Origin of the sequence: Paraburkholderia sp. GAS333, assembly GCF_050435665.1 — a bacterium.
GTDB classification, from domain to species: domain Bacteria; phylum Pseudomonadota; class Gammaproteobacteria; order Burkholderiales; family Burkholderiaceae; genus Paraburkholderia; species Paraburkholderia fungorum_A.
The window spans coordinates 451,215-473,289 of the sequence record NZ_JBNDKS010000003.1; the positions used below are offsets into that span (position 1 = coordinate 451,215).

Below are 22,075 nucleotides of genomic sequence, written 5' to 3' on the forward strand. Positions count from 1 at the left end.
CGATGACCGAGCCGGCTGATTCCGACGACAACACCGTCCCTGTGCCGCCCAGTGCGCAGGAGCGGCGTCGCGCGCCCCGGCCCCGGCGGGTTCCGCGCACTCGCGCGCAGCAGGCTCGACTCGACGCACGCGAACCCGCCTTCGAGCCACTACCCTTTTCCATCGACGACGAAGCCGCGCAGCGCCCTTTCCCGGATCGACTCCAGGCCTGGTTCGATGCACGCCGCTGGCAGCCGTTCGAGTTTCAACGCGACGTGTGGCGGGAAATAGCGCGTGGCGCAAGCGGTTTGCTACACGCGACAACCGGTGCGGGCAAAACGTGGGCGGTATGGTTTGGCGCACTCGCCACATTCGCGAATGCCAGCGCGCTTGCCGATCGAAAATCCTCGACGCGTGGCAATACAAAACGCACAAAGAGCACCCAGCCCGAACCGCTCACGGTACTGTGGATCACCCCGATGCGCGCACTCGCCGCCGATACCGCTCGCGCACTGCAAAGCTCGGCAGCCGAACTGGCAGTACCGTGGAGCGTCGGACTGCGGACCGGCGACACATCGTCAGCGGAGCGCGCAAGGCAGAACCGGCGCATGCCGTCCGCGCTCGTCACGACGCCCGAAAGTCTGACGCTGATTCTCACGCGGCCTGACGCGCGTGAAGTGCTGTCGCACGTGCGGCTAGTGATTGTCGACGAATGGCATGAGTTGCTCGGCAATAAGCGCGGCACGCAAACGCAACTCGCACTCGCGCGTCTCGCGCATTGGCGATCTGAATTGCAGGTATGGGGGCTATCCGCGACGCTCGGCAACCTGCCGTTCGCCGCCGACGTGCTGCTCGCTCCGGTCGACACACCGCGCGTCGACGTGCATGGCGCACTGCCCAAAGCGCTGATCGTCGACACGGTGATTCCCGACACCATCGAGCGATTTCCGTGGGGCGGCCATATGGGCATGCGCCAGGTCAGCGCAGTGGCAGACGCGATTGGCGAAGCGCAAACGTCGCTCGTGTTCACGAATACGCGCTCGCAATGCGAAGTCTGGTATCAGGCACTGCTCGAAGCGCGCCCCGAATGGGCCGGACTGATCGCATTGCATCACGGCTCGCTCGATCAGGAAGTGCGCGACTGGGTCGAGCGTGGTCTGAAGAGCGGTTTGCTCAAAGTGGTGGTATGCACGTCGAGCCTCGATCTCGGCGTCGATTTTTTGCCAGTAGAACGCGTGTTTCAGATCGGCTCGCCCAAAGGCGTCGCGCGTTTGATGCAGCGCGCTGGACGTTCGGGACACGCGCCTGGCCGGCCCTCGCGCGTGACGATTGTGCCGACGCATGCACTCGAACTGGTCGAGGCCGCCGCCGCGCGAGAAGCCGTCGAGCAGCGTCATATTGAAGGGCGCGAAACGCCCGAGAAGCCATTCGATGTACTGGTGCAGCATCTCGTCACCGTGGCGATTGGCGGCGGTTTCGATGCGAAAGAACTGTATGGAGAAATTCGTCGCACTTACGCGTACCGGAATTTGACGCAGGAAGAGTTCGATTGGGCATTGGGGTTTGTCGAAGGCGGAGGAACCGCGCTTCGGGCGTACCCCGACTACCATCGCGTAATGCGCGAAAAAGATGGACTGTACCGCGTGCCGCGCGAGGATCTGGTGCGGCGGCATCGCAACAACATCGGCACGATCGTCGCGAATGGCACGCTGAATGTCGCGTATCTGTCCGGTGGACGAATCGGCGCCATTGAAGAATCGTTTATTTCGCGGCTCAAACCCGGCGATATTTTTACTTTCGGTGGGCGTGCTCTCGAATTGATCCGCGTGCAGGATATGACGGCGTGGGTACGGCGTGCCACTTCATCGCGTGGAGCGATGCCGCAATGGGCGGGCAGTCGCATGCCGTTGTCGTCGGAACTCGCCGACGCCACGCTGACGATGCTGGCGTGTGCTGCCAGTGGCATCTACGACGAACCGGAAATGCGCGCCGTGCGGCCGCTGCTCGAACTGCAGCAGCAGTGGTCGGCATTGCCCGAGCCTGGATTGCTGGTGGTGGAACTGCTGAAATCGCGCGAAGGGCACCACTTCTTCTGCTATCCGTTTGCGGGGCGTACCGCGCACATCGGTCTGGGTGCGTTGCTCGCGTGGCGGGTCGCACGCGAGAAGCCTGGTACTTTCTCCATTTCGATGAATGACTATGGCTTCGAGTTATTGTCCGCGCAACCTTTCGACTGGGCAGGACAACTCGAAAGCGGCCTTCTCTCGGTCGATCGACTCGATCACGATATTCTCGCGAGCCTCAATTCTTCCGAACTTTCGATGCGACGCTTTCGCGAAATCGCGCGAGTGTCGGGCCTCGTATTTCAGGGACATCCGGGGCAACAGAAAAGTGCGCGGCAATTGCAGGCGTCGAGTGGTCTTTTCTATGAGATCTTCCGCAATCATGATAGTGGCAATCTGCTGCTCAATCAGGCGGACACGGAAGTACTGCTGCAGGAACTCGACGTCCAGCGCATTCGCATTGCGCTCGAACGGATGAACACGAGCCGCGTGATCGTGACGCGACCAAAAAAGCCGACACCGTTTGCGTTTCCGCTGATTGTCGGGCGTCTGCGCGAGAAAGTGAGTACCGAGAAACTCGCGGACCGAGTCGAGCGAATGCTGGCTGAACTGGAGAAGGCGGCTCGCGTATGAAGCCGGCATCGTTGGCAATTGAAATCGCCGGGCATCCTCTTGTGCTGTCGAGCTTGCGTGCGTGTTTCGATCCAGTGCTGCGCTGTCTGTTTATCGCCGATGCGCATTTTGGCAAGGACGCGGTGTTTCGGGCGCGCGGTATTCCCGTGCCGATCGGTTCGACCGCGGACAATCTGATGCGCCTCGATATCCTGATCGCCGGATTTGAGCCGGACATGATCGTGTTTCTCGGCGATCTGCTACATGCACGCGAATCGCATGCCGCGCGGACACTCGACGCACTGCATGAATGGCGCGCGAGGCATGCGGATTTGCGGCTGGTGCTGGTAGAAGGCAATCATGACCGGCACGCCGGTGCTCTGCCTCGGACGTTGGATGTTGAGTATGTGAAGGAGCCCTGGCGTTTGGGGCCGTGGGCGCTGTGTCATTACCCGCAGCGGGTGGATAGTGCGTATGCGTTGGCCGGTCACGTGCATCCGGTTTATCGGGTTGCGACGCGGACTGACTCGGTGCGTGTGCCGTGTTTCCGGTTTGGGGCCGAGTGCGGGGTACTGCCAGCGTTTGGAAGTTTTACCGGCGGGGCGCGGGAAGAAGGACGTGTTGCTGGGGAAAAGGTTTTTCTGGTTGTGCAGGATCGGGTGATTGGGGTGGGGTGAGGTCTTTTTAAAGAAAAGCGGACAGGGGGAGCCTGTCCGCTTTCTTTTTGGGTTTGATGGTTTGAATCCGGCGAGGAAGACGCCGGACTGGCGACCTCCTCGCTCGTGGCGATGACTGCTCTTGCTCTATTAGTGGCTTCCGCCGCCGTGACCACCGCCATTGCCGCCATTGCCGCCGCCGTACCCGCCTCCGTGGCCACCGTTGGAGCCTCCGAAGCCACCGCCTGCGCCTGCACCATGGCCTTGGCCGCCGTTGGAGCCGCTTCCGCCGTTGGAGCCGCCGCCGTGGCCGCTGCCTCCGTTGCCGTTGCCACCGGAGCTCCCGCCCCCGTTGCCTCCGCCGTTGGAGCCGCTTCCGCCGTTGTTACCGCCGCCGTGGCCACTGCCTCCGTTGCCATTGCCACCGGAACTACCGCCTCCGTTGCCGCCACCGTTGGAGCCGCTTCCGCCGCTGTTACCGCCGCCGTGGCCGCTGCCTCCGTTGCCGTTGCCATTGCCACCGGAACCGCCGTTGCCTCCGCCGTTGGAGCCACTTCCGCCATTGTTACCGCCGCCGTGGCCACTGCCTCCGTTGCCGTTGCCACCGGAACCACCGCCTCCGTTGCCTCCGCCGTTGGAGCCGCTTCCGCCGCTGTTACCGCCGCCGTGACCACTGCCTCCGTTGCCATTGCCACCGGAACTACCGCCTCCGTTGCCGCCACCGCTGGAGCCGTTTCCGCCGTTGTTACCGCCGCCGTGGCCGCTGCCTCCGTTGCCGTTGCCATTGCCGCCAGAGCCGTCGCCTCCATTACCACCGCCGTTGGAGCCGCTGCCGCCGTGACCATTGCCACCGCCATGTGAGCCACTGCCGCCGTGGCCGCCATCACCGTGACCACCGTCGCCATGGCCGCCATCGCCGTGACCACCATCGCCGTGACCACCATCGCCATGGCCGCCATCGCCATGACCGCTATCGCCATGACCGCTATCGCCGTGACCACCATCGCCATGACCGCTGTCGCCATGGCCGCTATCGCCATGACCGCTGTCGCCGTGACCGCTGTCGCCGTGACCGCTGTCGCCGTGACCGCTATCGCCGTGACCGCTATCGCCATGGCCGCCATCGCCGTGACCACCATCGCCGTGACCACCATCGCCATGACCGCTGTCGCCGTGACCACCATCGCCATGGCCACCGTCTCCGTGACCGCTATCGCCATGGCCGCTGTCTCCGTGACCGCCGTCGCCATGGCCGCCGTCGCCGTGACCACCGTCGCCATGGCCGCCATCGCCATGACCGCTGTCGCCGTGACCGCTGTCGCCGTGACCGCCGTCGCCGTGACCACCGTCGCCATGGCCGCCATTACCATGACCGCTGTCGCCATGACCGCCATCGCCATGGCCACCGTCTCCGTGACCACCATCGCCATGGCCGCCATCACCATGACCGCTATCGCCATGACCGCCGTCGCCATGGCCACCGTCTCCGTGACCGCCATCGCCGTGACCACCATCGCCATGGCCACCGTCTCCGTGACCACCATCTCCATGGCCGCCGTCGCCGTGACCACCATCGCCATGACCGCTGTCTCCGTGACCGCTGTCTCCGTGACCGCCGTCTCCGTGACCACCGTCGCCATGGCCGCCATCGCCATGGCCATCGTCTCCGTGACCTCCATCGCCATGGCCATCGTCTCCGTGACCTCCATCGCCATGGCCGCCGTCTCCGTGACCACCACCGCCGTGACCACCATCGCCATGGCCGCCGTCGCCGTGACCACCATCACCATGACCACCATCGCCATGGCCATGCCCGTGACCATGTCCACCGTCGCCACCAGTACCATCACCGCCGCCGTCACCACTACCACCATCGCCGGTACCTGTTCCATCACCGCCAGTCCCACCGCTCCCGGCTCCGCCACTTCCTGTCCCGCCACTACCGGTGCCACCGCTACCCGTTCCACCGTTACCGCCGCCACCGCTACCGGCGCCCCCACTGCCCGTTCCACCACTGCCCGCGCCACCACTTCCGCTGTCACCACTACCAGCCCCGCCCTTCCCACCATTCCCCGTGCTCCCCGCCCCCAGTCCTGTAGAACCAGAACCAGAGCCCGAGCCAGACCCACCACTAGCACCGCTACCGTTGTCTCCCGAACCTGCCGCCCCAGCGCCACTGCCATTACCGCCTTGCGACGCCGCTGACGAACCCGTTCCCAGACCCGCCGCCGCAATGCCAATGGTGTTCGGCGCAAGCAATCCACCGTTGTCCAGTTTGCAACCGAGCGTATCGAATGGTCCGCAATCAATCGACGATGCCTGCGCGATCATCAATCTGGAAGAACCCGTCGACGGCACGGCTGGTTTCACCGGGTTTGTCTGAGCACCCGCAATCGCCGCGTAAAGACTCACGGCAACCGCCAACACCGCCCGCCGAGTCCCCAGAATCCGAGCGTCCCCGTTTTGCTTTTTCATTTCATTCTCCTAACCATGCACCCAGAAAGACCGGCCCAGATAACGAGTGAATCTCTGTTCACTGTTAAAAAACGAAAATTCAAAGCCCAGTCGGTATTGCCGTACATCACGCTAAATCCGCGTGATGTACGACGCCCCCCATCGCCTGAAATCCCGGCCTGATTTGGCGTGATCCGGGAGAACCGACTGGCTGCATCCGAATATCGTCGTTAGATCGGAGCAACGAGGCTTGATGGACGTTGAAGTTATTCGGAGCGCCCCGCAGCCACCGTGCGTTAGCCCACGCAATGCGATATCAGGTGTGTGTTTCGACACGATTGCGTCGATCTGACTGTCAAGAATCGTTAATTACCGACTTTCAAAAACAGTGGAACTTTTTATATTTAGATATGGAATCCAAACTATTTAACTCCACGTAAACAAGCCGGATATTTCGCAAAGTCCGGCACATTGTCTTTAGAAAAATCACTCACTCGTGATCGGCAATTTCACAAAGCGTGCAACGCACAACGGCTCGTTTAATCTATTCAATCGATCGAGATAGGTGTTTATCCGCACGAAAACGGCCAACTGCCGAAGCGCAGTGAGCGCAATCACACAGACAACGCACAAGGGAAGCCCGGCGCGTGAGGCGATCATCAATTGGATGAGCCAACCATTGGCGACCCGTCACTCGCGCCGCCGTCGATCGACCCGCGAATGAAACCAGGATCGAAGCCACACTGACCACACCTCCCCAGTTCACCGGAAACATCGCTAAAAGCCGCTCACTCGCATTGCGTGCGTTACCCCACAGAGCGAACGCGATCCCATGCCGGCCGACTTCAGGCGACAATAGAAACATCGCAACTCAATCGACAACAGGAATACCGATGCTTCTATCAGAACAATGGGTGCTGGTGACGGGCGGCGCCCGCGGACTTGGCGCAGCAATTACGCGGGCACTCGTGCGCGAAGGCGCGAACGTGGTCGTGAATTATCACAAGAGCGAAACCGCGGCCCTCGCATTGAAGGACGAGTTCGGCGACCGCGTGTTGCCGCTCCAGGCCGACATCACTGACAAAGCTGCCGTCGCGCGTCTGTTCGACACAGCACAGGCGCAAACCGGTCAACCCATCGTGTCGGTCGTGAACAATGCATTGGCCGACTTCCGGTTCGACGGCGACGCGCGCCCTAACATCGACTCCATCGACTGGACGCGTTTCCAGCAGCAACTCGACGGATCGCTCAAAGGTGCGCTCAATACGATTCAGGCTGCGGCGGCAGGCATGCGTTCGAAAAACTTCGGCCGCATCGTCAACGTGGGCACCAATCTGTTTCAGAACCCTGTCGTCCCGTATCACGATTACACGGCGGCCAAAGCGGCGCTGCTGTCGCTGACCCGCACCGCCGCGCACGATCTCGGTCCCGACGGCATCACAGTGAACATGGTGTCGGGCGGCCTGCTGCGCACCACCGACGCCAGCGCGGCCACGCCCGAATTCGTCTTCGATCTGATCGCCAGTTCGACGCCGGTGCGCCGCGTCACGACGCCCGATGAATTCGCCGACGCCGTATTGTTCTTCCTGTCACCGTGGTCGCGCGCAGTGACCGGTCAGAACCTGATCGTCGACGGCGGTCTGGTCAAGGGCTGAACGGGTAGCGGAGCTGGCTGCCGACCGCGTTACACACGGCAGAAAAGCCCATATGAAAAACGGCCCGCGTGCCCGCGCGGCGCCGTGAAAGTGTCGTTGTACAACCATCAGATTGCGCATATCCAACACTTCGCTGCGCGATCTTTTTCCGAAGCATTTCCACCATCCGCAGCACCGCGCCCGGCCTTCAATGCCGATGCGCGCCGCAGATGCTTGTCACGCGCGCACCTGCGCGAAATCGACGGAAAACGCGGGTATACCTTCGTTTGACTTGGCGAGGCAAGCCCGTTTACTGGACGCAAATAAACCTCTCAATACGCTTTCAATCTCACTGCGGGCTAATGCTGAAATACCACAGCGCCAGCCCGCAGCGAGCCGGAAGCGTGTTGCGTTTTTTTCTCCAGGAGATGAGTCATGGCTCAAGTATCCAGTAGCGCTATCGACGAATTGAAATCGGCAGTTCGCGGCCAACTGCTGCTTCCCGACGACCCGAACTTCGCTGCCGCGCGCAGCATCTGGAACGCGATGATCGACCGACATCCGGCGATGATCCTGCGTTGCGCGGGTGCGGCGGACGTGCGCCGCGGCATCGCGTTCGCGCGCGACCACGATCTGCCGCTCGCGATTCGCGGCGGCGGTCACAACATCGGCGGCAGCGCGTTGTGCGACGACGGTCTCGTACTCGATCTGTCGTCGATGAAATCCGTGCGTATCGACCCGGCCGCGCGGCGCGCCTACGTCGAACCGGGCGCGACGCTGCACGACTTCGACCACGAAGCGCAGGCGTTCGGACTCGCCACCCCGCTCGGCATCAACTCGACGACAGGCGTCGCGGGCCTGACGCTCGGCGGCGGCTTCGGCTGGCTCAGCCGCAAATACGGCATGACGGTGGACAACCTGATCTCGGCCAACGTCGTCACTGCCGACGGCGAATTGCTCCACGCCAGCGCCGATTCGCACGAAGACCTGTTCTGGGCGATTCGCGGCGGCGGCGGCAATTTCGGCGTCGTCACGCTATTCGAGTTCGGGCTGCATCCGGTGGGGCCGCTCGTTTATGGCGGCCTCGTCGTGCTGCCGATCGATCAGGCGAAGGACGCGCTCGTCAAATATCGCGCGGCGACCGCCGGCATGCCGGAAGAACTCAGCGTCTGGGCCGTGCTGAGACTCGCGCCGCCGCTGCCGTTCCTGCCGCCCGAGGTGCATGGCAAACCGGTGATCGTGTTCGCAACGTGCTATTGCGGCCCGGTCGAAAGCGGGCCGTCGCTGCTGGAAGCCGTGCGTGGTTTCGGCACGCCGGTCGGCGAACATCTCGGGCCGATGCCGTATGTGATGTGGCAACAGGCGTTCGATCCGTTGCTCACGCCCGGCGCGCGCAATTACTGGAAATCGCACAATCTCGCCGCCATCGACGACGGCCTGATCGACGCGCTGCTTCACTCGATCGGCGAGTTGCCGTCCGCGCAATGCGAAATTTTTTTCGGCCAGATTGGCGGCCAGACGCAGCGCGTGCCGGTCGACGGGACCGCGTACCCGAGCCGCGACACGCAGTACGCGATGAACGTGCACGGCCGCTGGGACGACGCAGCCGACGACGAACGCTGCATCGCGTGGGCCCGCGCATTTTCCGACGCCGCCGCGCCATTCGCGCTGGGCAGCGTGTACGTGAACTTCATGACGCAGGAGGAAACCAGCCGGATCGCCGAAGCTTATGGGCCGAACTACGAACGGCTTGTCGCTGTAAAAAGCCGCTACGATCCGTACAACCTTTTCCGTCATAACCAGAACATTCGTCCGGCTGCGTAGTCCTATGCGACAGGGAAAATCGGTGCCGAAAGCCCGCAGGATCTTTGTGGGGACGGGTCTGGGTGCGCCGTCCCTGCTCGGGCGGTGGTGTCAGGCACGCTAAATGCTGAATCGCTTTCGCCGCCGGGCGCATTACCGTAACCGGCGTCGGGGCAAGTCAGCGTGCAGCTACGCAACCGCAACACCTTGCGGCGCGTGATTGGCAGGTAGACCACGAGCCGATAAGAGTCACGCAACAGGCTGGCAACGAACCCAGCCATCAAGCGAAAAAAGCAGCTTTCATAACGCAAAAGGAAAAGGAAAAACCATCATGCGCAGACGACAATTCATCATGACCGGCAGCGCTGCTTTGGCCACCGTGGGCCTGAGCCTCGCCGGTTGCACGACGACGTCGCCTTCTTCGAGCGCGTCGCCTTCGGCCAATGCCGGCAAGCGCGACACGATCAACGCAGGGGTCGATTCGACGCTCGCGCGTCTCTATGAAAACGTCGGCGGATCGCGCGAACTGGTCGCCAAGGCACGCGGCGTTCTGGTGTTCCCGTCCGTGATCTCGGCGGGCTTCTGGGTCGGCGGGCAGTACGGGGAAGGAGCGCTGCGCGTGGGTGGCCACACGACCGGTTACTACAGCACCGTGGCCGGTTCGTTCGGTTTGCAGATCGGCGCGCAATCGAAGGCGCTGGTGTTCCTGTTCATGACCCAGGAAGCGCTCAACGGCTTCATGAGCAGCCAGGGCTGGGCGGCCGGCGCGGATGCGACCGTCGCCGTGCTGAAGGTCGGCGCGAACGGCGCCGTGGATACGTCCACCGCCACCAGCCCCGTCGAAGCATTCGTGCTGACGAACGGCGGCCTGATGGCCGGCGTGTCGCTGGAAGGCACGAAGGTCTCGCGGCTCGTCATCTAAAGAGCGCTCAAAGCTCAGTCGCATTGAACGTCACGTAGCCGCTCCGGCGGCTGCGTGACGTTTTCACTTCGCCGTCTCACCCTGCCTTGTGGCCGGCTCGCCCACGTCGCAGGTCTCCACGGGCACCCTGCTGTAAAATCCCCCTCTTTTGTCATCTTCCGGCCGCGCCGCTGAACCGTTATTTCTGGCCCGGCCGCTGGACTCATTCCGTGCGGACTCCGCACCCCGCGTCGCTCTCACCTTGCGCCCGCCCACGCCCCACTTGTCGAAGATGAACACCGCTAGTCCTTCCCACGCCTGGCTTGCCCGGCTGCCCGGCATCAAAAGCAATGTCCTCGCGGGGCTGACCTCGTCGTTTGCACTCGTGCCCGAATGCATCGCCTTCGCGCTGGTCGCCCACCTCAATCCGCTGATGGGCCTTTACGGCGCATTCTTCATCTGCACGATCACGGCCTTGTTCGGCGGCCGCCCCGGCATGATTTCCGGCGCCGCCGGTTCGATGGCGGTGGTGATCGTCGCTCTCGTCGTGCAGCACGGCGCGCAATATCTGCTCGCCACGGTGATCCTCAGCGGCATCCTGATGGTGCTGTTCGGCGCGTTGCGCCTGGGCAAACTGATCCGCATGGTCCCGCATCCGGTCATGCTGGGTTTCGTCAACGGACTCGCGATCGTGATCGCGACCGCGCAGCTGGCGCATTTCAAACAGAGCACGCCGCAAGGTGAACAATGGCTGCACGGCAGCGCGTTGCTGATGATGGGCGGCCTCGTCGCGCTGACCATGGCGATCGTCTATCTGCTGCCGCGGCTCACACGCGCCGCTCCGCCCGCGCTGGTCGCGATCGTCGGTGTAGGTGTGTTCACGCAACTGCTGCATCTGCCGACACGCACGCTCGGCGACATGGCGCACATCGCAGGCGGCCTGCCCGCGCTGAGCCTGCCCGCCGTGCCGCTGACGCTCGACACGCTCTATATCGTGCTGCCCTATGCAGTGCTGATGGCGATCGTAGGCCTGCTCGAAACGCTGCTCACCTTCAATCTGACCGACGAGATCACCGAGACGCGCGGTCAGCCGAATCGCGAGTGCCTCGCGCTGGGCGCGGCCAATATCGCGTCGGGCCTGTTCGGCGGAATGGGCGGTTGCGCGATGATCGGCCAGACCATGATCAACCTGAATTCGGGCGGCCGGTCGCGGCTGTCGGGCATTGTCAGCGGCGTGATGATCCTGATGTACATCCTGTTCCTGTCGCCGCTGATCGAGCGGATTCCGCTCGCCGCGCTGGTCGGCGTGATGTTCGTGGTCGCGCAGCAGACCTTCGCGTGGGGCTCGCTGCGCGTGCTGGGCAAGGTGCCGCGTAACGACGCGCTGGTGATCGTGGCGGTCACCGTCATCACCGTGTTTTCCGATCTGGCGATTGCGGTGATGTGCGGCATCGTGATTGCCGCGCTCAATTTTGCGTGGCAGCACGCGCGCGAAATTCACGCGCACGTCGAAGACCGCTCCGGCGACAAGACTTACGTGCCGCGCGGCACGCTGTTTTTTGCATCGACTACCCGGTTTCACGAACTGTTCGACCCGCTCGACGACCCCGAGCAGGTCACCGTCGATTGCAGTCATTTGCTGCTGGCGGATCATTCCGCGCTCGCGGCGTTGCAGGGGCTGGTCGAGCGCTACCGTAAAGCCGGCAAGCAGTTGCGGATGAAAAATCTGTCGGAGCGCAATAAGCGGCTGTTGAGCCGAGCCGGAATCGGGCTGGCCTGAGGGCAGGCAGCCTGCTTTACGTCCGTGTGGTTGGCTGCCGTTTCAAACACGCCGCCAGAATTCCGCCCGCATGCAAGTAAAATTTGCGCACTTTATGCAAACATTGATCAAAGGTAAATCTTCCCTGTAACCATTCTTTTTGATTACATTAGATGTTCCGCGCCCAGTTCCACTGGAGAACACCTGTGACAAGACGCGTATCCCTGGACGACGAAACCGAGTTCGCGATCTGGAAACGCCGCGCTTCACCCGCTGCGTCGCAATCACGACGCATTCTGATCGGCCATCGCGACAAGGCGATTGGCGAATCGCTGGTGCTTCTGCTGTCGCTGAAGGGCTACGACGCAATCTATGCCGCCGACCTGATCAAGGTGCAGTCTTTCCTGAAGTGGTGGAAGCCGCATGCGGTCCTGCTCGACACGCGGCTCGATTCCGTCGCGAACTATCAGTTCGCACGCGGCGTACGCGCGGAGCGATCCAACGCCGACATGCTGCTGCTGGCCATGAGCAATATCTGGCCGCTCGACCAGATTGCTCATCTGCGGGAAGCCGGTTTTGACGGGCACTGCCGCCGACCCTGCTCACTCTGGCGGGTAGTGGACATTCTGGAAGGCTATTTCGCCCCGGCCTGAGCGGCGTAAAACTCATCGTTGGCGCTCGATGAGCCGATAAAGCTGCCGGTCGCGATCGACGCAAAACGCTCCGGCTGCTTCATCCGCGCCGATAGTTCGCGCCTGGTCTCACTGCGGCGGCAACGTCAGGGAGGCGACTTCGCAGCGCGGCCATTGCCGCAGCACATCCGGCGCGAGCAGCAGCTTGGCCGCCCGCACCCCCGCTCCCATGACGATCTGAGCCCGCTCCATCACAGCGGCATCGACGAGAATGCGCCAGTCGGCCGGCAAGCCGAACGCCGTGATGCCGCCGAATTCCATGCCGCTGTGTTCCACCGCCGCTTCCTTTTTGGCGAACGACAGCCGCTGCGCGCCGAGCGCCGCCTTCACCGCGCCGTTGATGTCGAGCCGCAACGAGCCCAATGAAACCAGCGCCGCGTAATGTTCGGCGCCCTCTTTCTTATAGCGGACCACGATCGTGTTCGCGCAGTCTTCCAGGCCGAAACCGTAACGTGCGCTGAATTCTGCGGTGTCCGATGCGTCGTCGGTGACGGCGAAAACCGTCACGCCCTCCGCCGGCAATTGCGCCACGACGTGCGCGGGCAAATGCGCGTTCAACTGATCTGCGGCGATGACGTCCAACTGCTTGACGAGTTCGTCCGAGTGCATAGTGTGCGAGTCAGGAAATGAGGTGAATGAGCAGGCCATCAGGCGGTTCTTCCGCATTCTAGCGGGACGCTTAACCTGATGCGTGCCGCGAACCAGGACGCGCACGCGACGCCATTTCGCCGCGCACCCGCCACGAGTTCGCCACGATTCCGCCACGGCCGCCAGCTTGTATAGTGACAGGCACAAGGTTTGCGAAAGCTGAAAGGGAGTGCAAAGCCTGGGCGGCTTCATCGGCCAACGGCATCGCCGAAGCTGACCGGCTTGCAGGTGACGGTTCGCAAACAGCCCATCCGCGGCAGCATCACATCGAGAAACACGATCATGGATATCGACACCCTTTCCGCCGAAAATCTACAGCAGACCGCCCGCAATCAGGCCAACTGGGCGATGGGCGCATTCAGGCAGTTCGGCGAAAACCGCTGCGCGGCAATGGCCGCCAGCATCGCGTTCTATGCGGCATTTTCGCTCGCGCCGACGCTCGTCATGGTGATCGCGGTGGCCGGCTGGTTCTTCGGCGCCGAAGCAGCGCGCGGCGAGTTGTACAGCCACATCAACGGCCTGCTCGGCGATCAGGCGGCGGCGGGCGTTCAGACCATCGTCGAAAACGCGCATCACAGCGGCAGCGCCGGCGGCATCGCGGCGATCATCTCGTTCTCGATGCTGGCGATAGGCGCGTCGGCCACGTTTTCATCGCTCAACAGCGCGCTCAATCTGGTCTGGCCCAACACGGGTCCGCGTACGTCGAGCGTAATTGCACTGGTGCGGGTGCGCCTGATCTCGTTCGGACTCGTGCTCGGCGTCGCGTTCCTGCTGATCGTGTCGCTGGTGCTCGATACCGCCATCACGTTCATCGGCAAATGGCTCTGGGGCAATTCGCCATATGTAGTGATCGGCAACCTGTTGCAACTGGGCGTCGGCTTGCTGGTGCTGGCATTCGCGTTCGCCGGCCTGCTCAAGTTCCTGCCGGATGCCACGGTGCGCTGGCGCGATGCGCTGGTTGGCGGGATTGTCGCGGCCGTGCTGTTTTCAGCGGGCAAGAAACTGTTTGCGCTCTATCTCGCGCACGCCGGCATGGCCAGTTCGTTCGGTGCGGCCGGTTCGCTCGCGGTTCTGTTGATGTGGTTGTATTTCTCGGCGGCGGTGCTGCTGCTCGGCGCGGAATTTTCGGCAGCGCGCGGACGTATGCACGATCCGCGCGGCGGCTGGGGTATGCAGGAAGAATCGCCGCCGGGAAGCCGCGCGATGCTGGCTTCGGTGCTGGCGGCGTCGACGGTATCGGCCGATGCTGTGTCAGACCGCGAGTCACGCGTAACGCATGAAGCGGCCTCCGGTTCCGGCTCGACTGCTGCGCCGTCTGCCCGCGCTGCGGCGGGCGGACTCGCGCGCACACTTTCCGCTGCCGCGCCAGCTACGTTTTTCCGCAAACAGGCCCGGAAGAATCTTGCGACACGCGCGACCGCGCTTAAGGTCGGCCGCAGTGTTCTGCTGGCGGAAGCGCAGGCGACCCGCATCGCCGCCGTCACCTTGCTTGAAACGAGCCGAAAGGCGGCAGCGGCCGATCGCTTCGTCAGGCGCAATCCATGGACTTCCGTAGCGCTTGCCGCTGCCGCTGGTCTGGCAGCCGCCACGTTTGCGCGTCGCAACATCGGTGAGGCTGACAGCACGCGAGATCAGTAAGCGCTCGGGCCACCAGTAAACAGGGGCTGCGCTGCGCAGCCCTGTGGGTCGCGCGTGCACACAAAGCGTCGAACATGTCTAGCTGGACAGTCGCGTAAAACACTCACCGTTTTTACAATTCCGCTACGCAGCGAGACGCTCATTTAGACATCCCAACCATGTGAAGGACGTCGAGCGACGCATCGAAGTCAAGGCGCCGACATCATCACTGTCAACAAAACAACAATAATGCCGCGTCAACGAATAAATATTGCTAAAACAGAAATAATCGTTAACACGCTTTAAATACAAGGCTTTGCGCTCGTTGTCTGTTTTTGGAGACAGTCTTTTTTTTCCTGTTCTTGCCGATCAGGTCGGTGCGCTATTCTCCTTTTCGCAACAACGAAACTAATCATCGCGTGGAGAAATGATGAAACGAATCGCACTGTCTACCGTCTCGCTGGCGCTTCTAGGCGTCACCGGCGTGGCCCATGCTCAAAGCAGCGTTACCCTGTATGGCTTGATCGACGAATCGGTCCAATACGTGAACAATGCCACCCCGCAAGGCGGCAGCGTGGTCAAGCTGTATCAAGGCAACCTGCAAGGTAGCCGTTGGGGCTTGAAAGGCACGGAAGACCTCGGCGGTGGCCTGAAGGCGATCTTCCAGTTGGAAAATGGCTTTGACGTCAATAACGGTTCGATGAACGGCGGCCTGCTGTTCGGTCGTCAAGCGTACGTCGGCCTCACGTCGGACTCGTTCGGTACGACAACGTTGGGTCGCCAGTACGACCCGATCGTCGACCTGGTTCAGCCGCTGACGGGCGACAACTACTTCGGCAGCACGTTCGCTACGCCGGGTGACGTCGACAACAACGACAACAGCTTCCGCGTCAACAACGCGATCAAATACGTTTCGCCGGTGTTCTCGGGCTTCCAGTTCGAAGGTATGTACGCACTGGGCGGCGCCGCAGGTTCGACGGGTTCGGGCCAGACGTGGGCAGGCGCAGCAACCTATGCAACGGGTCCGTTCAGCATCGCTGCCGGCTACCTCCGCGCAGACAACAACAACACGACAGCTCTCCGCGATACGTGGACCAGCACGGCAGGCGGCACGTTCGACTCGTCGTTCGCGGCCAATGCAGGCATCAACGCAGCTTATGCGACCGCAAAGTCGATCGGCATCGCTTCGGCGGCTGTTCAGTACGTGGTCGGCCCGATCACGGGTAACCTGAGCTACAGCAACGCGCAATACAAGCCGGACGCAGCATCGACCTTCGGTTCGACGCAGAAGTTCAACGTCGGCCGCGCATACCTTGGCTATCAGGTAACGCCGGCAGCCTTGCTGGGCTTGGGCTACGCGTACACGAAGGGCACTGGCGACGCATCGGCGACGTATAACCAGGTGTCGCTGGGCGCGGACTACTCGCTGTCCAAGCGCACTGACTTCTACGCTGTTGGCGCATGGCAACATGCAAGCGGCGAACAGCGCGTGCCTGGCGTGGGCGGCGGTCTGGTTGGCGCAACGGCCTCGATCGGTTCGTACGGCAATCAGTCGTCCACGGACAACCAGATCATGGTTAGCGTCGGCATCCGTCACAAGTTCTAAATGGACTTGCTACGCAGCTGAAAAGCGCGCGTAGTGAAAAACCAGCCAGAGGCATTGCCGATGGCTGGTTTTTTTTCGTCTTGCGATTCTGCGTTATTGCCGACAGCCGCAAAAGAAGAAGGCCGCCTGCAAACCCGTTATCGGACTTGCAGGCGGCCTTGATCTGGAAGACGCAGGGTGCCCGGCACAACCCGCAGCACCCCAGACACCCCCTATCGCCGCTGCGACTTCCCTTTCTCCGCCTGCGCCAGTGTCTGCGCAGGCTTCACATCGTGCTCATGCTCGATGCCATCGGCGCCCACCGGCGCGCGATACAGCACCAGCGCCCGCTCTCTTTGCAACACCGGCACGCTCGGCGAATCCTGCCAGTCCGGGTCGGGAATCTCACCGAATACCTGACGCAGGCGCTCACCCCACGTGCGGTGAATCATTTCGAAGTACGCGTTGTCGTGATCGATCGACACGAAACGCGTGACGCGCAGGGTGTCTTTCTCGTACACCAGCAGATCGAGCGGCAAGCCGACCGACAGGTTCGAGCGCAGCGTCGAGTCCATCGAGATCAATGCGCATTTGGCGGCTTCGTCGAGCGGCGTGGACGGCGTCAATACCCGGTCGATGATCGGCTTGCCGTATTTGGCCTCGCCGATCTGGAAGTACGGATTCACCGACGACGACTCGATGAAATTTCCCGCCGCGTAGATCATGAACAGGCGCGGCCGGTTGCCCGCAATCTGTCCGCCGAGAATGAAGCTGCAATTGAAGTCGACGCCGAACTCCTGCAACGCCTCCGCTTCCCGCTGATGCACGCAACGCACCGCGCGGCCGATCACCCGCGCCGCGTCGGCCATGGTGGGCGCGCTCCAGAGCGTGGGCTGGGACGGGTCGGCGGGCTCGGACAACTCGTGCAGCACGGCTTGCGTGAGCGACAGGTTGCCGGCGCCCATCAGCACCAGCATGCGCTCGCCCGGCAGCTCGAACACCGACATCTTGCGCGCGGTGCTGATGTGATCGACGCCCGCATTGGTGCGGGTGTCCGACAGGAATACGAGCCCGTCGTCGACGGCCATGCCGACACAGTAAGTCATAGGAAAGTCCCGCAAAAAACCACTGAACGGCGCTATTGTAATGCGGCGCGCATGCGCCTCTGTTCCGTATTACGGCCTTTGCGGACTCAATCTGAAGAGATGTGAGCGCTGCCGCTCGCCAGAGTGGACAGCGGCACGCTCACGAGCAGCTCAAATAACCGCCTACTGCGTCTGTTGGGCGCTAACGGTCACCGACACCTTCAGCTCCTCTTCCAACCCGCCTATGCGTCGCCCACGCACCGGCGCAGCCGCTTCATAGTCGCGAGCGACCGCCAGGCGGCAATAAATCTCGCTGGCAAACGCGGCGTGCGTGACGTCGATGGAAATCCAGCCCTTACCCTCGAGCCACACATCCACCCACGCATGGCTCGCGCCGTGAGGCGTCTCGACCGATGCCGCTGCCGGAGAAATCTCGCCCGGTTCGATATAGCCGCTCACGTAGCGCGCCGGAATTCCGCGCGCGCGGCAGCAGGCCAGCATCAGATGCGCATGGTCCTGACACACGCCGTTGCCCAACGCCAGCGCCTGCGCGGCCGTGCTGGTGACTTCGGTAATGCCCGAGTTGTACTTCACGCGCTGCACGATCTGCTCGGACAGCGCGATCAGGCTGCTCGAACTGTCGAGAGCCGGCACCGCTTGAGCAAGTTCGCGGATCGCCGCGTCGGCCTCGGTCAGCCGCGTCGCGCAGGTGAAATGTTCGAGCGGAATCGGGCCGACCGCGTCGCGCAAAAGCCCGTCGACGAGAGGAATCGTCTCCACTTCGCCCGACACATGCAGGCGGATCTCGTTATGCGGCTTGTTGATCACCAGCGTGTGCAGCACGTTGCCGTACGCGTCGAAGGTCGCATCGAGCTTGCCCGGCGCGTCGATGTGCCAGCGCCGCACCACCTGCGCGGCGCCGCTTGCAGGCGTCAGACGCAGTTGCTGGATCGAATAGTGAACGGTCGCTTCATAGCGATAGGAAGTGTCGTGGCGGATCGTCAGGTACATAAAAAACTCCGTCAGGCGACTGGCAGCATCAGATACGTACGCGCCACCATATTGCCCAGCTCGAACACGCGAGCCAGGAACTGTGTCAGATAGGCGTGCAGGCCGGCTTCGAAAATCTGCCGGATGTCGGAATACACGAGTTCGGCGCGCAGCTTGCCGGCGAAACGTTCGCACTGATTCGAGCCCGAAGTGCGCAGCATCGCCAGGTTCGCGCAGACGCCTTCAAGCGACGCAAGCAGCGAACGCGGCATCTGCTGGTTCAGGATCATCAGTTCGACCACGCGCGCGGGCGTGACCACATCGCGATACACCTTGCGATAAATTTCCAGCGCGGACACCGAACTCAGGATCGAGGTCCAGTAGTAGAAATCTTCGAGCTGACGCGCGGCGTCGCGTGAATTCGGTTCGACGTCGGCGAAACGCACGTCGAGAATCCGCGCGGTGTTGTCGGCCCGTTCGAGGTAGGTGCCGAGCTGCGTGAAGAAGAACGCGTCGTCCTGCAACGCGGTGCCGATCGTCACGCCGCGCGACAGATGCGAGCGGAACTTGACCCACTCGAACAGCGCGCCCGGATTACTCGCCGCCTGCCCCGACGAAATGCGCTCGTTGAATTCGAGCCACGTATCGTTGATGGTCTCCCACCATTCGGTCGTCAACGTGCCGCGCACGGCCCGGGCGTTTTCGCGCGCGGCCTGCAGACACGAATGAATGCTCGACGGGTTGGTCGAATCCGCGACCATGAAATGCAGCACGTGTTCGTGCGTCGGTTCGTCGTAGCGCTGCGCGAACGCGGTTTCGAGTTCGGAGATGCGCAGCACCGAACGTTGCGCGCGCGCTTCCTGTTCGGTCGTCTGCGGCAACAGCAGTGCCTTCAGATTGATGTCGAGCATGCGGGCGGTGTTCTCCGCGCGCTCCATGTAGCGGGCCATCCAGAAAAGATGATCGGCAGTGCGGCTTAGCATGACGGCGTTCCGTATCTGATGACGCGAGGCCTTAAGTCGAAGTAAGAAGGCTCGCGCTGGTTATCCGTGTGCGCCGGCGGCGTGCTGCATGTTGCGTGTCGCATCGTGCGAGCTACCCCGGCGCGCTGGGTTGGCGAAGCGCCAGCCTGGCCGCCCGGCTGCGGACGGCATGGCGAGCGCATCGGCAACTGCGTCAGTCGACCATCCACGTATCTTTGGTGCCGCCCCCCTGCGACGAATTGACGACCAGCGAGCCCTCCTGCAACGCCACGCGCGTGAGTCCTCCGGCCACCATCGTGACGGTCTTGCCGGACAGCACGAACGGCCGCAGGTCGATATGGCGCGGCGCGATGCCCGCTTCGACAAACGTCGGACACGCGGACAACGCCAGCGTAGGCTGCGCGATATAACCGGCCGGACGCGCGATCAGACGTTCGCGGAACGACTCGATTTCAGCCTTCGTCGAGGCCGGCCCGACCAGCATTCCGTAGCCGCCCGCGCCGTGCACTTCCTTGACGACCAGTTCCGGCAGATGCGCGAGCGTGTACGCGAGGTCGTCGGGCTTGCGGCACTGGAACGTGGGCACGTTATTGAGGATCGGTTTCTCACCGAGGTAAAACTCGATCATTTCCGGCACGTACGGATAGATCGATTTGTCGTCGGCGATACCGGTGCCCATTGCGTTCGCGAGCGCCACGCGGCCCGCGCGATACGCAGTGAGCAGACCCGGCACGCCGAGCGCCGAGTCGGCGCGAAACGCGAGCGGGTCGAGAAAGTCATCGTCCACGCGACGGTAGATCACGTCGACGCGCTTGGGCCCCTGCGTCGTGCGCATGAACACATAGTTGTCGTCGACGAACAGGTCTTTGCCTTCCACCAGTTCCACGCCCATCTGCTGCGCGAGGAAGGTGTGCTCGAAATACGCGGAGTTGTACATGCCCGGCGTGAGCACGACGACCACCGGATCGTCGACGCCTTCGGGCGCGACCGAACGCAAGGTATCAAGCAGCAGATCGGGATAATGCGCGACCGGCGCAATGCGGTTCTGCACGAACAGCTCGGGGAAAAGCCGCATCATCATCTTGCGGTTTTCGAGCATATAGGAGACGCCCGACGGCACGCGCAGATTGTCTTCGAGCACGTAGAACTCGCCCTCGTCGCCGGCCCGCACCACGTCGACCCCGGCAATATGCGCGTAAACACCGAGCGGCACATTCACGCCCTGCATCTCGGGCCGGTACTGCGCATTGGTATAGACCTGCTCGGCCGGAACGATGCCCGCGCGCACGATATTGCGATCGTGATAGACATCGTGGATGAACAGATTGAGCGCCTGCACCCGCTGACGCAGGCCGGCTTCCAGCGTGGACCATTCGCCGCGCGGAATGATGCGCGGAATCAGGTCGAATGGAATCAGCCGCTCGGTGCCGGACAGATCGCCGTTCACTGCGAACGTGATTCCGACCCGGCGAAACAGCAGATCGGCTTCCGCACGCTTGCGTGCGATCGCCTCGTTGCCCTGCTGGACCAACCATCGCTCGAAGCGCGAATAGTGTGGCCGCACGGCATCGTCATGATGACGCATCTCGTCATAGCATCGCATGTCACGCCCCGCTCTTGTTGTCGGATAGAAGGCGAATGCGCTGCGCATTCGGTGTTCGACAATCGATCAAGCAAGCGCTATGCCATTGAGCTTTTAGCGTGTTGAAACACGTTGCATGCACGCTAACGGCGCATCCCGACCGGCACGGCTTCGCCGCCATCGTACTGCGGCGGATCACGATGCGCTAGTACGGTGCATACGTAGCACCGCGGTGCGCATTCGCACAACGCGCACGACGCATAGAACATGACGCTTCTGTGAACGGACATAAAAAATCCCCGTGGATTTTCACCCACGGGGATTCAGACTACTTGCACTGCGGATCTGCTCAAACGTCAAACGCGATTGAAGAAAACTTCGACTCGCGCCAACGGATGAAACGATCAGCCTGCTGCAGCGTCTTTCAGCTTCTTCAGCGGACGTGCCTTGATGCGCACGCTAGCCGGCTTGGCCGGGAACCAGCGCTCTTCACCCGAGAACGGGTCTTTGCCGAAGCGCTTCTTCTTCGCCGGAACAGCTTGCACGACGATCTTCAGAAGACCCGACAACGTGAATTCGCCAGCGCCCTTCTTGTGCACTGCGCCGAGGATGGTGTCTTCGAGCGCGGCCAGAACAGCCTTGGCGGTCTTCGGTTCCACAGCGGCTTTTTCAGCGACGTGAGCAGCCAGCGAGGCCTTCGTGAAGGTGTCCTTGATCGGCGACAGTGCGCTGGAAGCCTTCACGGCGACCTTCTTAGCTGCGACGGCTTTCTTCGCAGGAACTTTCTTTGCAGCAACCTTCTTGGTCGGTACCGGGGCAGCAGCCTTCTTGGCCACCTTTTTTGCGGAAGTCGGCATGTTTCTCCTACCTGTAGTGGTCAGTGAATTGCACGAAGCGCATACGGTATGTGCACGCTTCAACGCCGGATTCTACAAGCGCTAATGCGATTTGCGCGACTCTTTTGTGTATCAGCGCGAAGGTTTGTTGCGCGGCGCTGACTCCACAACACATTTTGAGCCTTGTTTTAGCGGG

16 protein-coding genes are annotated in these 22,075 nt (G+C 62.3%); 10 read left to right on the forward strand and 6 right to left on the reverse strand.

All coding sequences use genetic code 11. The features are described from left to right. Positions 1-2 precede the first annotated feature (2 nt). The 8 genes from ABH945_RS17800 to ABH945_RS17835 all read left to right on the forward strand — a co-directional run bounded on the left by ABH945_RS17800 (position 3) and on the right by ABH945_RS17835 (position 12,514). Complete coding sequence (locus tag ABH945_RS17800) at positions 3-2,675, forward strand: ligase-associated DNA damage response DEXH box helicase (RefSeq protein ID WP_429251371.1); 2,673 nt, start codon at positions 3-5, stop codon at positions 2,673-2,675. Next, entirely contained in the window at positions 2,672-3,331 is a 660-nt protein-coding gene (gene pdeM, locus ABH945_RS17805; RefSeq protein ID WP_429251372.1) for a ligase-associated DNA damage response endonuclease PdeM, read from the forward strand. The genes ABH945_RS17800 and pdeM overlap by 4 nt, the downstream gene beginning before the upstream one ends. Positions 3,332-4,183: 852 nt before the next feature. Then, positions 4,184-5,515 carry a hypothetical protein gene (locus ABH945_RS17810; RefSeq protein ID WP_429251373.1) on the forward strand — a complete coding sequence of 444 codons (1,332 nt, stop codon included), beginning with the start codon at positions 4,184-4,186 and terminating at the stop codon, positions 5,513-5,515. Between the two features lie 1,142 nt (positions 5,516-6,657). Next, on the forward strand, positions 6,658-7,419 hold the full coding sequence (locus tag ABH945_RS17815) for a 3-oxoacyl-ACP reductase (RefSeq protein WP_429251374.1): 762 nt from the start codon (positions 6,658-6,660) through the stop codon (positions 7,417-7,419). A gap of 414 nt (positions 7,420-7,833) precedes the next feature. Beyond that, the gene (locus tag ABH945_RS17820) at positions 7,834-9,222 is read left to right on the forward strand and encodes an FAD-binding oxidoreductase (RefSeq protein WP_429251375.1); all 1,389 of its coding nucleotides are present in this window, start codon (positions 7,834-7,836) and stop codon (positions 9,220-9,222) included. Between the two features lie 310 nt (positions 9,223-9,532). Continuing rightward, positions 9,533-10,123 carry a BPSL1445 family SYLF domain-containing lipoprotein gene (locus ABH945_RS17825; RefSeq protein ID WP_074769879.1) on the forward strand — a complete coding sequence of 197 codons (591 nt, stop codon included), beginning with the start codon at positions 9,533-9,535 and terminating at the stop codon, positions 10,121-10,123. A 271-nt stretch (positions 10,124-10,394) separates the two neighbouring features. After that, complete coding sequence (locus ABH945_RS17830) at positions 10,395-11,882, forward strand: SulP family inorganic anion transporter (RefSeq protein ID WP_429251376.1); 1,488 nt, start codon at positions 10,395-10,397, stop codon at positions 11,880-11,882. Between the two features lie 185 nt (positions 11,883-12,067). Next, positions 12,068-12,514, forward strand: a complete 447-nt coding sequence (locus tag ABH945_RS17835) for a histidine kinase (RefSeq protein WP_074769885.1) — start codon at positions 12,068-12,070, stop codon at positions 12,512-12,514. 108 nt (positions 12,515-12,622) lie between these two features. Here the strand turns inward: ABH945_RS17835 and ABH945_RS17840 are convergent, their stop codons facing one another. Continuing rightward, positions 12,623-13,162, reverse strand: a complete 540-nt coding sequence (locus ABH945_RS17840; protein WP_429251377.1) for a YbaK/EbsC family protein — start codon at positions 13,160-13,162, stop codon at positions 12,623-12,625. 321 nt (positions 13,163-13,483) lie between these two features. Between ABH945_RS17840 and ABH945_RS17845 the strand changes: the two genes are divergently transcribed. Both ABH945_RS17845 and ABH945_RS17850 read left to right on the forward strand, forming a co-directional pair. After that, on the forward strand, positions 13,484-14,839 hold the full coding sequence (locus tag ABH945_RS17845; RefSeq protein WP_074769888.1) for a YihY/virulence factor BrkB family protein: 1,356 nt from the start codon (positions 13,484-13,486) through the stop codon (positions 14,837-14,839). 409 nt (positions 14,840-15,248) lie between these two features. Continuing rightward, positions 15,249-16,424, forward strand: a complete 1,176-nt coding sequence (locus ABH945_RS17850; protein WP_429251378.1) for a porin — start codon at positions 15,249-15,251, stop codon at positions 16,422-16,424. A 212-nt stretch (positions 16,425-16,636) separates the two neighbouring features. On the opposite strand, the gene ABH945_RS17855 is transcribed toward ABH945_RS17850, so the two are convergent. The 5 genes from ABH945_RS17855 to ABH945_RS17875 all read right to left on the reverse strand — a co-directional run bounded on the left by ABH945_RS17855 (position 16,637) and on the right by ABH945_RS17875 (position 21,900). Then, entirely contained in the window at positions 16,637-17,509 is an 873-nt protein-coding gene (locus ABH945_RS17855) for a proteasome-type protease (RefSeq protein WP_074769892.1), read from the reverse strand. 162 nt (positions 17,510-17,671) lie between these two features. Continuing rightward, positions 17,672-18,499, reverse strand: coding sequence for a transglutaminase family protein (locus ABH945_RS17860; RefSeq protein ID WP_429251379.1), 828 nt, complete (start codon positions 18,497-18,499; stop codon positions 17,672-17,674). A gap of 11 nt (positions 18,500-18,510) precedes the next feature. Next, positions 18,511-19,461: an alpha-E domain-containing protein gene (locus tag ABH945_RS17865; RefSeq protein ID WP_074770069.1), complete on the reverse strand. Its 951-nt coding sequence runs from the start codon at positions 19,459-19,461 to the stop codon at positions 18,511-18,513. A gap of 193 nt (positions 19,462-19,654) precedes the next feature. Then, entirely contained in the window at positions 19,655-21,064 is a 1,410-nt protein-coding gene (locus ABH945_RS17870) for a circularly permuted type 2 ATP-grasp protein (protein ID WP_429251380.1), read from the reverse strand. A gap of 383 nt (positions 21,065-21,447) precedes the next feature. Then, positions 21,448-21,900, reverse strand: a complete 453-nt coding sequence (locus ABH945_RS17875) for an HU family DNA-binding protein (protein WP_074770073.1) — start codon at positions 21,898-21,900, stop codon at positions 21,448-21,450. Between the last annotated feature and the right edge of the window lie 175 nt (positions 21,901-22,075).

Excerpts from the sequence above, each read along its gene's own strand:
- ABH945_RS17855 (WP_074769892.1), bottom strand. The coding sequence starts at position 17,509 with ATGACTTACTGTGTCGGCATGGCCGTCGACGACGGGCTCGTATTCCTG.
- ABH945_RS17870 (WP_429251380.1), bottom strand. The coding sequence starts at position 21,064 with ATGCGATGCTATGACGAGATGCGTCATCATGACGATGCCGTGCGGCCA.
- ABH945_RS17825 (WP_074769879.1), top strand. The coding sequence starts at position 9,533 with ATGCGCAGACGACAATTCATCATGACCGGCAGCGCTGCTTTGGCCACC.
- ABH945_RS17800 (WP_429251371.1), top strand. The coding sequence starts at position 3 with ATGACCGAGCCGGCTGATTCCGACGACAACACCGTCCCTGTGCCGCCC.
- ABH945_RS17845 (WP_074769888.1), top strand. The coding sequence starts at position 13,484 with ATGGATATCGACACCCTTTCCGCCGAAAATCTACAGCAGACCGCCCGC.
- ABH945_RS17865 (WP_074770069.1), bottom strand. The coding sequence starts at position 19,461 with ATGCTAAGCCGCACTGCCGATCATCTTTTCTGGATGGCCCGCTACATG.
- ABH945_RS17860 (WP_429251379.1), bottom strand. The coding sequence starts at position 18,499 with ATGTACCTGACGATCCGCCACGACACTTCCTATCGCTATGAAGCGACC.
- ABH945_RS17850 (WP_429251378.1), top strand. The coding sequence starts at position 15,249 with ATGAAACGAATCGCACTGTCTACCGTCTCGCTGGCGCTTCTAGGCGTC.
- ABH945_RS17820 (WP_429251375.1), top strand. The coding sequence starts at position 7,834 with ATGGCTCAAGTATCCAGTAGCGCTATCGACGAATTGAAATCGGCAGTT.
- pdeM (WP_429251372.1), top strand. The coding sequence starts at position 2,672 with ATGAAGCCGGCATCGTTGGCAATTGAAATCGCCGGGCATCCTCTTGTG.
- ABH945_RS17830 (WP_429251376.1), top strand. The coding sequence starts at position 10,395 with ATGAACACCGCTAGTCCTTCCCACGCCTGGCTTGCCCGGCTGCCCGGC.
- ABH945_RS17840 (WP_429251377.1), bottom strand. The coding sequence starts at position 13,162 with ATGCACTCGGACGAACTCGTCAAGCAGTTGGACGTCATCGCCGCAGAT.
- ABH945_RS17815 (WP_429251374.1), top strand. The coding sequence starts at position 6,658 with ATGCTTCTATCAGAACAATGGGTGCTGGTGACGGGCGGCGCCCGCGGA.
- ABH945_RS17875 (WP_074770073.1), bottom strand. The coding sequence starts at position 21,900 with ATGCCGACTTCCGCAAAAAAGGTGGCCAAGAAGGCTGCTGCCCCGGTA.